The following is a 12,226-nucleotide window of genomic DNA, read 5'->3' on the forward strand; positions in this document are numbered from 1 at the left end:
TTAACTTTTGCGCCAGAGGTCCTGCGGGTTTGTCCCGTGAAACGGAAATTATGGTTAACGCGACAGACTGACTTCAGACCGAGACGCCGTGGCTGAGGTCCTTGAAGCTTTCGGCAACATGCTTGGCGAACGCATGAGTGGCTTTGCCTGCATGGGCCCTCTCGGCCATGAGAATGTGATAGTCGCCGATTTCCGGCAGGCCATGCCGTTCGTCCAGGGCCATCAGGGGCGCCTCGACAACACTCGCCGGAAAGGGAGCCACGGCAAGGTCCGCCAGCAGCGCGGCTTCCTGGCCCGCACTGTGAAAGCTGGTGTAGGAAACGCGGTAAGGCTTCTGGGCATCGTCCAGCGCAACCCGCGCAGCTCTGCGCCAGGGGCACCCGGGCGTGGAAACGGCAAGCGGCAAAGGATCGCGCTCATAGGCGATACCACCTTCCAGTCCTACCCAGACCAGCGGTTCGGTGAAGACGATTGTGCCTCCCCGCGCCAGTGCGGTACCCGGACGGGCGGTAAAGAGCGCAAGGTCCAGCTCCCCCTTCTTCACCTTCTCGTCCAGCATCGGACTGCCATCGAGATGCACGTCCACGTTCACACCAGGATGAGAGCGTGCAAAGCGTGAAAGAATGTTGGGCAGGAACCTGGTGCCGAAATCGGACGGCGCTCCGAAGCGGACTTCGCCTTCCACTTCAGGAGACAGGAACAGCGAAACAGCTTCCTCGTTCAGCATCAGGATACGCCGTGCATATCCAAGCAAAGCTTCGCCTTCCGTAGTCATACGTACAGTGCGCCCTTCCCGGGCAAACACCGAAACCCCGAGGATCGATTCAAGTTTTTTGATCTGCATTGAAACTGCTGACGGCGTTCGCCCAACAAGCTCGGAAGCTTTTGAAAAACTTGAGGTTTCCGCGATCACCAAAAAGGTCCTGTAAAGATCCAGATCGATCAGCGGCATGCCGGTGCCGGGCAACTTTTGCATGGTCCAGATTTCCCGGAAGTTCAGTTCAATTTTTTTGAACGAATAGATGAATACTATTCGATTGATTGAACCGCAAGTTCTGCCCATATAGCAGGCAAGCGGCCTCGCGTTTAAGCAGTGGACCGCACTTTCTTGTAACAATCGAATACGCTCAGGATTGGCAACGCCATGACCTATCTTGCACAAGCCCTCGGCACCAACCTCATGGGTGTCGTCAGCGGACACACCACGGCAGAGCTGGCTCGTATGAACCAGGCCCTGCGCCAGCGCGAAGCTCAGAAGTCCAAGACACGCTGATCCGACGACCTGGATGACTGCCGATTGCCGGCCTGAAGCCGGCAATCTGACAATTTTCCAGAGAGTGCGAAACCAGCGTCAGGCCAGCACGGGATACCCGCGCTCTGCCGCCTCGGTTTCCATCTTCAAGATAACCGCGTAATCGTCGGAAGACAGTTTCGAAAAGCCGTGAATGCCAAGGCGTTCACGGCTTTGTTGCGTTTCAGGCGCTGAAAGCACCTCGGCAACGGTATCGCGAATAAGAGCGTGTTCCCCATCGCTGAAACGGCGGGAAGTGATCAGCGGCAACCCGGGCGCAGATGCTGTGCGGCCAAGCGGCCGAACTTGCGCCGCCAGCTCCGGCATTTCCCTGTAGACCAGTGCCCAGCAGACTGCATCGATGGAAGCGATGTCGGCCTTGCCCTCCGCAACGGCCTTCAAGGACGCAAGGTGGCTCCCGCTCACAATGACGTCTGAAAAGAAAGTGCCCTCAGTATCAAGCTGCGCCACCGCGTGACGGAAAGTATTCATGCCTGACTGGCTGTCCGAGCCGTTGAAAACCGCCCGGTGACCGCGTAGGCCTTCCAGGTTTTGGTGGGAGCTGTCACGCTTGACGATCAGCTGACTGCAATATCGTGGACCATCGCACCCTTCCGCGTCGTAGTGAGGCGTCCCCACGAGCAGGACCTTGTCCGCAAGCGCATGGGTAAGGGGGTATCCGCAGGTTTGCGACAAGAGGAGATCCGGGTCCGTCCAGGCCTCCGCCAGATCTTGCCCATCCTGCCATGGCCGGATATCGCTTTCACTCAGTCCCAGAACGCGGCAAAGCGCGCCCTGGAGCGCGCTTTCAAGTTCCCGCGTGGCATGACGTACCTCCGGCCAGTCGTACATCGGCAGCCGGACAGCGAGAAAAGATCCACCGGTCAAGACACCGCCTTTTCCGCGGCAGAAAATCCGCTGGTCTCATTGTATTTGATCGGGTGCACAACGGGCTCCTTCACCTTGAAAAAATAGTGCCTGGCCAACTGGAAATAGCTCGCAAAGACATAGCCGCCGTTCCGTTCCTGCCATTCCGAGCGGGCAGCGCGGTAGATCTTCGGAAGATGATACCAGGGTGCCCGCGGATTGGCGTGATGAACGACATGGAGGTTATTGTTCAGAAACAGAAGCGAGAACACCGGGCAGAACTCGACGATGATCGACCGCGCCTCCGCATGTTCATGCGCACGGTGCTCCGCATAGGTGCGCAGCATCAACAGGCTCATACCCGGATAGGCGACGCTGAGAACATACAGCCAGAACGGCATGCCGCTGACCAGAGTGACAAACAGGACAAGCGGCACCACACCGGCAACATGATGTGCCCAGGCGCGCATGACGACCTTGTCCCCCGCAAGCATCATCCGGATTTCGGCTCCCACGAAACCGACCATCGAGACCACCGGCCCGATCAGCAGCCGGCCCAATAGCGTGTTGTTGATCGTCAGGATCATTTGTATCGGACGAGGAAGGCTCTGCCAGTCTGACCAGGCCAGATAGTAGCTTTCCGGATCGTCATAGGGATCAGTCAGCCGGTCGTTGTTATGATGGCGCAGGTGAAGAGACTTGAAGCGGCGATACGGCACGCACAGGCCGAACGAGCAGTAGACCAGGGCTTCGTTGAGTGCGGGACTGCGCGTGGGGTGACCATGAAGTACCTCGTGTTGCAGTGAGGATTGCAGTGTCACCAGGATCGCCGCCAGGGGGCAGACCACGAAAGGTCCAAGCTCGGAATAGAACCCTATCAACAAAAACCAAGCCGACGAGGTGGCCAGAATCAGGGCCAATGTCGGCCACTCGCAGAATTTCGCGCGCGGCAAGGAAGTCTCCAAATGTTTGAAAAATCGGCGTAAACCGACATGAACTGGTTTGACTATGCGCGCAGGCCATCTTCAGGACAATTTGAGACTTGAGAACAAATTCCACGATATTTAGCAAACTCAGCATGATGGTTTTATTTGTAAACAGATGATGATTTTTGGCTGCATCTGCAGCCTTTCCGACAAACGATATGACTGGATCGGAACATCAAGTGGCGGTTTTGCCGCTAGACAAAAAAGGGGCTGTCCTCTGTTCTGGGCGAAACGCCGAAAGGAAAGACAGCCATGCCAACATCAAACGAAACGCCGAACCGTCATGACGTGATTATCATCGGTGCCGGCATCATCGGTTGCGCCATCGCACTGTCCATGACACGCAAGGGCTACAAGACACTGAACGTCGACGCCCTGCCGGCAGCCGGCTATGGCTCCACCTCCAGCTCCGCGGCGGTGATCCGCACCTATTATTCCACGCGCGACGGCACGGCGATGGCCCTTGAAGGCTATCACGACTGGAAGAACTGGCAGGCCTATCTGGAAACGGAAGACGCCGGGGAACTGGCGCATTTCATCGAGACCGGCACCCTGGTGATGAAGACCGCATCCGACAACTACCAGAAGCATGTTCTGGAACATGCCGACGCCCTCGGCATCCCTTATGAACACTGGTCGGCCGACCGCATCACACAGGAACTCCCCGGCTACAACCTGGACTGTTTCGCCCCGGCGAAAACCATGGATGACGACGACTTCGGCATGCCGACCGGTGGCGCGCTTCAGGGCGGTGTCTTCTTCCCGGCAGGTGGCTACGTCGACGATCCGCAAATCGCCGCCCGCAACCTGAAGGATGCGGCAGCCAGGCTTGGGGCGCAGTTCCGCTTCAAGACCAGGATCGTCAAGATTCCGGTAGAGAACAACCGTGTCACCGGTGTTCTCACTGAAAACGGCGAGCATATCCCGGCAGCTATCGTCATCAATGTCGCCGGCCCGCATTCCGGCAAGGTGAACGCACTCCTGGAAGGTGAGACCGGACTGAAGATCGGCCACCGCCCGTTGCGCCAGGAGGTGGTTCAGATCGCCCCGCCACAAAGTCTGAAATATTCCCGCGTAGGTCTGGTCGTTTCCGACAATGACATCTCCGTCTACGTCAAGCCGGGTGGCGGCGGCCAGTTGATGATCGGCAGCCAGAACCCTGCCTGCGACCCGCATCTCGTGGAAGATCCCGACGATTTCGCAATGGACCTCACCGACCGCGGCCTTACCTATGCCTACCGCTACTCTCAACGGGTTCCCGAGCTGGGCGTATCCCAACACCCTGTCGGTGTGGCAGCGCTCTATGATGCGACGGACGACTGGCTCCCGATTTACGACCGCACCAATGTAGATGGCTACTACCTGGCCATCGGAACCAGCGGCAACCAGTTCAAGAACGCAACCGTTGCCGGGCGCCTGATGACAGATCTGATCGGTTACTGCGAAGCTGGCAACGATCATGACGCCACGCCATTGCAATTCAAGCTGGAGCATGTCCCCCACACGCTCAACACGGCCACGTTCTCCCGCAAGCGCAAGCTGACGAAGGAAAGCTCGTTCTCGGTGCTCGGGTAATTTCACTCAAGCTTCTGTTCTTCTGAGCCGAAATCGTAGGAGCGATCCCCAACCCTCCCCCTCATCCTGAGGAGGGGGAGGTTGGGGCTAGGGCTGGGTTGGAGCTGAGTCTGGGTCTACGGCTGCGGCTGGGGTTGGAACTACGGCAAGGTCTGAGGCTGGCGTCTGGATTGGAAACGGCTCCTGTCTGGCTTCGCTGGACGAACGCCCGGTGCGCGCGACTGAACATAACGGCCTCAAGCCCCCCCAATTCCGCCGTGGTCGAATCGCCCGTTTCGGGGTAAGCAACCGGTTCTGATCCTGAAGGAGCATTCCGTGGCCTGGTCCCCGCAACAAGATGAAGCCCTGAAAGAAGCCGCTGCCTGGCTAAAGCGCGGCGACAGGCAGGTGTTCCGCCTGTTCGGCTTTGCGGGCACGGGCAAGACAACGCTTGCCCGGCATCTGGCGGAAGGCATCGACGGCGACGTCTGTTTTGGCGCTTTCACCGGCAAGGCTGCGCATGTGCTGCGCCAGAAAGGCTGCGAGGATGCGGGCACGATCCATTCGCTGATCTACCGCCCCCGTTCGGCCAAGGAAGAAGACGACCTTGACGACGATGATGACGACAGCGGCCCGCAGTTTGCCATCAAGCGGGACAGCCAGGCTTCGACCGCGAGCCTGATCGTCATCGACGAATGCTCCATGGTGGACGAAGACCTGGGCAAGGACCTTCTGTCCTTCGGCACGCCCGTTCTGGTGCTGGGTGACCCGGCACAGCTGCCTCCGGTCAAGGGCGGCGGCTTTTTCACCGAAGCAGAACCCGACGTGATGCTGACCGAGGTTCACCGGCAGGCGCAGGACAATCCGATCGTGCGCATGTCGATGACCATTCGCGACGGTGGCCAGCTCGACTACGGCACATTCGGCGAAAGCCGGGTGATCCACCGGCGCGACATCGACAAGGACCAGATCCTTGCCGCCGATCAGGTACTGGTCGGCACCAACAAGACGCGCAGGCTCTACAACGCCCGCATTCGCGAGTTGAAGGATTTCTCCACTCCCATGCCAGCGGTCGGCGACAAGCTGGTGTGCCTCAGGAACGACAAGACCAAGGGGCTTTTGAACGGCGGTCTTTGGACGGTCAAGCGCCTGCGCCCCCCACGCGGCAACACGTTGCGCTTCGATGTCGTGTCCGAGGACGAGCTCTCGAGAAACGCCGTCAAGGTGAAGGTGTTGCCGGCCATGTTCGAGGATGGCGCGGAAAGCATTCCCTATGCCATCCGGCGCAAGGCGGACGAATTCGACTACGGCTATGCGCTGACCGTCCACAAGGCCCAGGGCTCGCAATGGGACAACGTTGTCCTGTTCGATGAAAGCTGGGCATTCCGCGAGCACAAGAGCCGCTGGCTTTATACCGCAGTCACCCGCGCCGCCGAGCAGATCACTGTCGTAAGATAGGCGAGTTGAACGCGGCTTCGGAAATCTCCTGCAGATCATTGCTGGCAGGAAGTGCCTGGAGACCGGTCTCGATAAAGGTTCTGAGGTCGTTCTCGCTGCTGCCGCTGCGCCCAAGCAGGGCAATTGCCGAAAACTGTCCGTCGATGAAGGTTGCCGTCCGGTCCACGTCGGTATCTTCAGACATCTCCCCCGCGGCAACCGCCTTTAAGAGGCGATCCCTGATGGCCTTGAACCGTGCAGCCCTCAGGTTCAGCACAACTTCCTGATGCCGCTGAGCGCCATATGTGCAGTCGACAAGCGCATTGACGAGAAAACAACCAGCCGGTGTTTCCTTGTCCAGCGTCAGGTCCGCGACGGCACCGAGAAAATCCCGGAAGTCCTGGACAACGTGTTTTTCAGCCCGTTTCAACCTGGCAAAAACCGGCCCGCCATAGGTTTCGAAATAATGCAGAAGCGCCTTTTCGAACAGTGCTTCCTTGTCGCCGAACGCGGCATAAAGGCCCGGTTTGGCCATGCCTGACGCTTCGGCAAGATCGCTCATGGATGTGCCGGTATAGCCGTTCTGCCAAAAGGCGATCATCACGGAATGAAGAGCGTCTTTGGTATCGATTTTTCTTGGCCGTCCGCGCGCCATCGGTCTGCACTCCTCATAACAAACCGTGTGATCCGGTTATTAAAGCTCGGGAACCTTGAACCTCGGCAGGATGTGCGCCTTGCCCACCATGCGCACCACCAACCGACCACGACATCCTGTTGAAAGAATAGCTGCTCGTTTTCAACGCAGAATACGCAATTTATTGCAATTCGTACAGGAACTACCCACCATTCAACCTAAAAGTGCATACCAAAACAATTTCACTGCACTGCCTGCGGTGAAATTGGTTCGCCATTGGGCTCAGCTCGTTTCAATCCGGCGCGCCCGATCCGGCAATCTTTCGGTATTTCACAGTGGACGGAGCTCATCGGTCCCTTTTCCGCCCGATTGAGGGGGCTTATCGTCTGCGGCTCAGATTTTTCTCGACGGAAAGTACCTTTCGTAAATGGCAAGCGTATCGATGACCGACCCGACCACGTCCACTCCCAAGGCCGACCTGTCCGCCCAGACCGCCCTGCGCATCGCACAGAGGATCGCGGATGAAATCGGCTGCAAGGCCGGCCAGGTGAATTCGGCCGTCCAGATGCTGGACGAAGGTTCAACGGTGCCGTTCATCGCCCGCTACCGGAAGGAAGCCACCGGTGGGCTTGACGACACCCAGCTGCGCAAGCTCGAAGAGCGGCTGATTTATCTGCGCGAAATGGAAGACCGCCGCGTCGCCATAACCAAATCCATCGAAGAGCAGGGCAAGCTCACAGACGATCTTGTTGCCGGCATTCAGGCAGCCGATACAAAGTCCCAGCTTGAGGACATCTATCTGCCGTTCAAGAAGAAGCGTCGTACCAAGGCGCAGATTGCCCGCGAAGCCGGCCTGGAACCGCTGGCCGACACTCTTCTGGGTGATCCCACCCGAGACCCCGAGGCCGAAGCGGCCGCTTACGTGGATGAAGGCAAGGGCGTTGCCGACACCAAGGCGGCGCTTGACGGTGCTCGCCAGATCCTGATGGAACGCTTTGCCGAAAACGCCGAGCTGGTCGGCCGCCTGCGCCGCCATGTCGAGGAACGTGGTGTCGTTCAATCGAAACTCATCGACGGCATGGCAGAAAAAGGTGCGAAATTCGCCGACTATTTCGACTATTCCGAACAATGGTCCAAGATCCCGAGTCACCGCGCCCTTGCGCTGTTCCGTGGTCGCAACGAAGGCATCCTGTCTGTCGACCTGACGGTTGATGCTGACGACGTCTCCCCTGTCCTGCCCGCCGTAAAGATGGTTGCTGACACCTATGGCATCGCCGACCGGGGTCGTCCTGGCGACAAGTGGCTTATGGAAGCTGCGCGTTTCGCCTGGAAGGTGAAGCTTGCCCTGCACCTGGAACTCGACCTGATGGGTGTCCTGCGTGACAAGGCGGAAGAAGAAGCCATCCAGGTTTTTGCCCGCAACCTCAAGGATCTGCTGCTGGCAGCGCCCGCCGGTTCGAGAACCACACTCGGCCTCGATCCCGGCATCCGGACAGGCGTGAAGGTTGCCGTGGTCGATGCAACGGGCAAGCTGGTCGAAACCGCGACTATCTATCCGTTCCAGCCGCGCAATGATGTCTCCGGCTCCCGCGCCGCTCTCCTCGCCTTGATCGCGAAACACAAGGTCGGCCTGATCGCCATCGGCAACGGCACGGCCAGCCGTGAAACGGACAAGCTGGCGGGTGACGTTCTTGCCGACATCCCCTCCGCCCAGCGCCCGGTAAAGGTCATCGTCAACGAGGCTGGTGCTTCGGTCTATTCGGCCTCGGAACTGGCGGCGAAGGAAATGCCGGATGTCGACGTTTCCCTGCGCGGCGCGGCCTCCATCGCCCGCCGCCTGCAGGACCCGCTTGCCGAACTGGTCAAGATCGAACCGAAGTCCATCGGCGTCGGCCAGTACCAGCACGACGTCAACCAGACCAAGCTGGCCCGTGCGCTGGATGCGGTTGTCGAAGACGCGGTGAATGCCGTCGGCGTTGATCTCAACACCGCCTCTCCCGCCCTGCTGTCGCGCATTTCCGGCCTGTCGGACAGTCTGGCAAAGGCGGTTGTCGAACACCGTGAAGCCATCGGCCGCTTCGACAGTCGCACACAGCTCAAGGAAGTCCCGCGCCTCGGCGCCAAGGCTTTTGAACTTTGCGCAGGCTTTCTGCGCATCAACGAAGGCAAGGAACCGCTCGACGCCTCGTCCGTCCACCCGGAAGCCTATCCTTTGGCAAAACGGATCGTGAAGGCCTGCGGCCGCGACGTGCGCCAGATCATGGGCGACGCCTCACTGCTGAAAGGCCTCGAACCGTCAGAATTCACCGACGAGAAATTCGGCCTCCCAACCGTGAAGGACATCCTGTCGGAACTGGAAAAGCCGGGCCGCGACCCGCGCCCCGAATTCAAGACCGCGACCCTTCAGGACGGCGTCGAGGAAATTTCCGACCTGAAACCGGGCATGAAGCTGGAAGGCACGGTCACCAACGTTACCAACTTCGGCGCCTTCGTCGATGTTGGTGTTCATCAGGACGGGCTGGTGCATGTTTCCCAATTGGCTGATCGGTTCGTCGATGATCCGCACAAGGTCGTGAAGGCCGGTGACATCGTCAAGGTGACGGTCCTGGAAGTGGATGTTCCACGCAAGCGCATCTCCATGACCATGAAGTCCCAGGCAGATTACCAGGGCCAGCGCGAGCGTGGTGGTCAGGACAGGGGTGGCCAGAACCGGAACGGTCCGGGAGGCAGAGGCCCCAGCGGCAAGGGACCCGGCGGCGGTAACGGCCCGCGCGGAAATGGCCCCCGTGGTGGCGGCGCGCCGAAGTCCTCCGGCGGAGACAGCGGCAACAACGCCTTGGCCGCGGCACTCGCCGCAGCGATGAACAAGAAGAAATGACGGACTGATCCAGCGGCGTTATCAGCGCCGCTGGATCAACCTGTTACTGGTTTTCGTAACAGTCATCGATGCCCGAAGGCGACTGGAGCAAGAGCTGCCGTCCCTTGCTGTGAACCGTGTACTGACCGTCCGTATAACGCGCGCCTGACCCTGAGACGACCTGCTCGAGCCGTCTCGGCGTGTGACCGTCAATGGTGTAGATCAGGTGGCCATTGCCGCTTTGCACGTAGGTGGCCGTCAAAGGCAATCCTTCGGTGCACGTGTAATGCACCGTGATTGAGTCACCGGCGGCCGGCTGCGCCACATTGCCAGCTGCTGCCGGTTGATAGTTGCGCGCCGGAAAGGCATCGGTGATCTGGTAAAGGTCCGACCGCGGACCATTTCCCTGCGCATAAAGGATCATGCGCCGATGCAGATTCAGCTGCAGCGTCACATTTCTTGAAGCATCGTGGAGATACACCGACCAGTCGTCCCGGCCGAATTCCTGAAAATGGAAATTCACGGTGCCGTAGACGTCCGCTTCCTGCCACTGGCCGTTTCCAACGTTTGTGAAACTGCCGCCAGAATGCCGGACGACACCAACGTTCTGCCCGTTCACACCAGGAGCTGCCGACAGTTGACCGCCAGGTTGCTGCGGAACCGGGTTCTGGAGCTGAGGCCGGCCACCGCAGACCTCGTATATCCCCGGGTATGGGCGCTCCGAGCAGAACAGCCCGCCCCAGTGATAGCCTGTCTGTCCGTTGCGATACCTGACCTGGAACCACTCGTATCCATTCATCATGACCCCGGTACCGGACAGGATCAAAATGGCATCCCCCTGACGGAGACTGCCGCTTTGCCCGTATTGCATACCAGGACCACTGCGAACCTTGCCGCCGTAGGATGCACCGTTTTGCGGGAAATCGACGTCCGGTGAGGCGAAAGCGAAACTGGCTGGCAAAACAAGTGTTGCCAGCACGACAAAAAGCGAAAATCTGCTCATCAAAATGCCTGTTCTATTGAAGTTACTTAAGAGGAAATGCAGCGTCTTCGGAGAAAATTACTGTATTCAACGACGAACTTTAGGTCATAGGAACAGGAAATGGAACTTCGTTTTGCGGCTGCTTGCGCGGCACTTTGTCAGACAGGCAGCGCGCGCCCTTCCCCGGCTTCGCCATGGTCAATTTTGCCCCTCTGGCAATAGCGGGAAACTGCATTACTCTGTTTTAAAAGGAAGTCCGTTTAGGAACGGAATATGTCTCAGAAGGATCAGGAACAGGACTGGCCCAAGCAGGACATGGAGTCCGGCACGCTCACCGCGCTTGCCCACCTTTACCGCGCGGAGGTGTTTCGCAGCACACATTGGCGCACCCGCCTCGACAACACCACCAACTGGGCCGTCGTCACCACCGGCATCGCCCTGTCCGCGACATTCTCCAACAAGGAAGCCTCACCCTTGCCCATGGTGCTGGTGGGGCTGCTGGTAACTGTTTTCCTGATCTTCGAAGCTCGCCGCTACCGCTACTACAACATGTTTCGGGCCCGGGCACGGCTGATGGAGACGGACTTTTACGCGCCTATCCTCGCTGGAGGCAAAGTGCCCATGCGCGGAAGCTGGGCAACGATGCTCTCCGACGACTATGAGATGCCGCATTATCATATCTCGCTGGTCAGGGCGGCAGGACGGCGCTTGCGCAGCAACTATTCCTGGATCCTGGCGATCCAGGCTGTCGCCTACTACGGCAAGCTGGCGATACACCCCGTCCCACTGACCAGCCTTGCCGACGTGTTCCAACGGGCGGCGATAGGGCCGATTCCCGGATGGACCGTCATGCTCGCAGGTCTTGTCTTTCATACCAGCTGGGTGGTGTTTGCCATCGTGACCTTGCGACTGGACAAGCTCTACAGGGAAAAACGCCGCTCGCCGATGCAGTCGATCTGAGACAGCCGGTGTCAGCTTCGAGAAGCACATGTCTTTTCCTCCGGCAGCAGGGTGTGGTATGGGCCTCTCAGTCCACTTCGGAGATTTTATGTCCTGACCTCTCGGGCACCCATCGGTGCCCATCCGCAAATCGCCTCCGGCTGCTCCGGACTGCGTTTGCCAAACCTGACGAGAGACACCACCCGGTCGTGACCTCATGATCGGACGAGGACAATGTTATCCAAATGATCAGACCCTATGTCAGCCAGGACGCTGAACGGATCATCCATATCTGGCGCAAGGCCAGTGAATTCGCCCACCCGTTTCTGAGTGACGACTTCCACGACATGGCCGCCATTGCCATCCGCGACATCTATCTGCCAAAGGCGGAAACCTACGTCACGGAGATCAATGGTGTTGCCGTCGGTTTCATCTCGCTGCTGGACAACTACATCGGCGGCCTGTTTCTGGACCCGCAATATCATGGACGCGGCCTCGGAAGGGCCCTTGTGGATCACGCGGTCAAACAGAAGGGGCCGCTCACGGTTGAAGTCTTCAAGGAGAATGCTAGCGGCCGGCGTTTTTACACTGCCTATGGCTTTGTGCCGACCGAAGAATACTTTCACGAACAGGCACAGCACGTCAGCATTAAAATGACGATGAAGCCCTGACAGGAAAG

At 58.9% G+C, this 12,226-nt stretch carries 11 protein-coding genes; 6 read left to right on the plus strand and 5 right to left on the minus strand.

What is annotated here, in order from left to right:
- Positions 1-73: 73 nt before the first annotated feature.
- Positions 74-976 carry a LysR substrate-binding domain-containing protein gene (locus ACVDG9_RS21495; RefSeq protein WP_062487111.1) on the minus strand — a complete coding sequence of 301 codons (903 nt, stop codon included), beginning with the start codon at positions 974-976 and terminating at the stop codon, positions 74-76.
- Between the two features lie 168 nt (positions 977-1,144).
- Between ACVDG9_RS21495 and ACVDG9_RS21500 the strand changes: the two genes are divergently transcribed.
- The gene (locus tag ACVDG9_RS21500) at positions 1,145-1,273 is read left to right on the plus strand and encodes a hypothetical protein (protein ID WP_023003379.1); all 129 of its coding nucleotides are present in this window, start codon (positions 1,145-1,147) and stop codon (positions 1,271-1,273) included.
- A gap of 78 nt (positions 1,274-1,351) precedes the next feature.
- Here ACVDG9_RS21500 and ACVDG9_RS21505 read toward each other — a convergent pair whose 3' ends face one another.
- A complete protein-coding gene (locus tag ACVDG9_RS21505; protein ID WP_447238937.1) occupies positions 1,352-2,179 on the minus strand; it encodes a phosphate/phosphite/phosphonate ABC transporter substrate-binding protein in 828 nt (275 codons plus the stop codon).
- On the minus strand, positions 2,176-3,111 hold the full coding sequence (locus tag ACVDG9_RS21510) for a fatty acid desaturase (protein WP_447238938.1): 936 nt from the start codon (positions 3,109-3,111) through the stop codon (positions 2,176-2,178). The genes ACVDG9_RS21505 and ACVDG9_RS21510 overlap by 4 nt, the downstream gene beginning before the upstream one ends.
- A gap of 285 nt (positions 3,112-3,396) precedes the next feature.
- On the opposite strand from ACVDG9_RS21510, the gene ACVDG9_RS21515 reads away from it, so the two are divergent.
- A complete protein-coding gene (locus tag ACVDG9_RS21515; protein WP_447238939.1) occupies positions 3,397-4,719 on the plus strand; it encodes an NAD(P)/FAD-dependent oxidoreductase in 1,323 nt (440 codons plus the stop codon).
- Positions 4,720-5,034: 315 nt separating this feature from the next.
- Positions 5,035-6,156 (plus strand): ATP-dependent DNA helicase, encoded by a 1,122-nt coding sequence (locus ACVDG9_RS21520; RefSeq protein ID WP_023003383.1) that lies wholly within the window; start codon positions 5,035-5,037, stop codon positions 6,154-6,156.
- On the opposite strand, the gene ACVDG9_RS21525 is transcribed toward ACVDG9_RS21520, so the two are convergent.
- Positions 6,140-6,790 (minus strand): TetR/AcrR family transcriptional regulator, encoded by a 651-nt coding sequence (locus ACVDG9_RS21525; RefSeq protein ID WP_055661227.1) that lies wholly within the window; start codon positions 6,788-6,790, stop codon positions 6,140-6,142. The two genes, ACVDG9_RS21520 and ACVDG9_RS21525, sit on opposite strands and share 17 nt — an antisense overlap.
- 421 nt (positions 6,791-7,211) lie before the next feature.
- On the opposite strand from ACVDG9_RS21525, the gene ACVDG9_RS21530 reads away from it, so the two are divergent.
- Positions 7,212-9,647 carry a Tex family protein gene (locus tag ACVDG9_RS21530; RefSeq protein ID WP_447238940.1) on the plus strand — a complete coding sequence of 812 codons (2,436 nt, stop codon included), beginning with the start codon at positions 7,212-7,214 and terminating at the stop codon, positions 9,645-9,647.
- A 43-nt stretch (positions 9,648-9,690) separates the two neighbouring features.
- Here the strand turns inward: ACVDG9_RS21530 and ACVDG9_RS21535 are convergent, their stop codons facing one another.
- Positions 9,691-10,629 (minus strand): MliC family protein, encoded by a 939-nt coding sequence (locus ACVDG9_RS21535; RefSeq protein ID WP_447238941.1) that lies wholly within the window; start codon positions 10,627-10,629, stop codon positions 9,691-9,693.
- A 252-nt stretch (positions 10,630-10,881) separates the two neighbouring features.
- Between ACVDG9_RS21535 and ACVDG9_RS21540 the strand changes: the two genes are divergently transcribed.
- Complete coding sequence (locus ACVDG9_RS21540; protein ID WP_023003387.1) at positions 10,882-11,568, plus strand: DUF2270 domain-containing protein; 687 nt, start codon at positions 10,882-10,884, stop codon at positions 11,566-11,568.
- Positions 11,569-11,792: 224 nt separating this feature from the next.
- Positions 11,793-12,218, plus strand: coding sequence for a GNAT family N-acetyltransferase (locus tag ACVDG9_RS21545; RefSeq protein ID WP_447238942.1), 426 nt, complete (start codon positions 11,793-11,795; stop codon positions 12,216-12,218).
- Positions 12,219-12,226: the final 8 nt, after the last annotated feature.

The sequence above is a fragment of the Roseibium sp. RP-7 genome, from assembly GCF_053005225.1.

Coding starts and splice junctions, on each gene's coding strand:
- ACVDG9_RS21495 (WP_062487111.1), bottom strand. CDS start 976: ATGCAAAAGTTGCCCGGCACCGGCATGCCGCTGATCGATCTGGATCTT.
- ACVDG9_RS21500 (WP_023003379.1), top strand. CDS start 1,145: ATGACCTATCTTGCACAAGCCCTCGGCACCAACCTCATGGGTGTCGTC.
- ACVDG9_RS21515 (WP_447238939.1), top strand. CDS start 3,397: ATGCCAACATCAAACGAAACGCCGAACCGTCATGACGTGATTATCATC.
- ACVDG9_RS21525 (WP_055661227.1), bottom strand. CDS start 6,790: ATGGCGCGCGGACGGCCAAGAAAAATCGATACCAAAGACGCTCTTCAT.
- ACVDG9_RS21530 (WP_447238940.1), top strand. CDS start 7,212: ATGACCGACCCGACCACGTCCACTCCCAAGGCCGACCTGTCCGCCCAG.
- ACVDG9_RS21535 (WP_447238941.1), bottom strand. CDS start 10,629: ATGAGCAGATTTTCGCTTTTTGTCGTGCTGGCAACACTTGTTTTGCCA.
- ACVDG9_RS21540 (WP_023003387.1), top strand. CDS start 10,882: ATGTCTCAGAAGGATCAGGAACAGGACTGGCCCAAGCAGGACATGGAG.
- ACVDG9_RS21545 (WP_447238942.1), top strand. CDS start 11,793: ATGATCAGACCCTATGTCAGCCAGGACGCTGAACGGATCATCCATATC.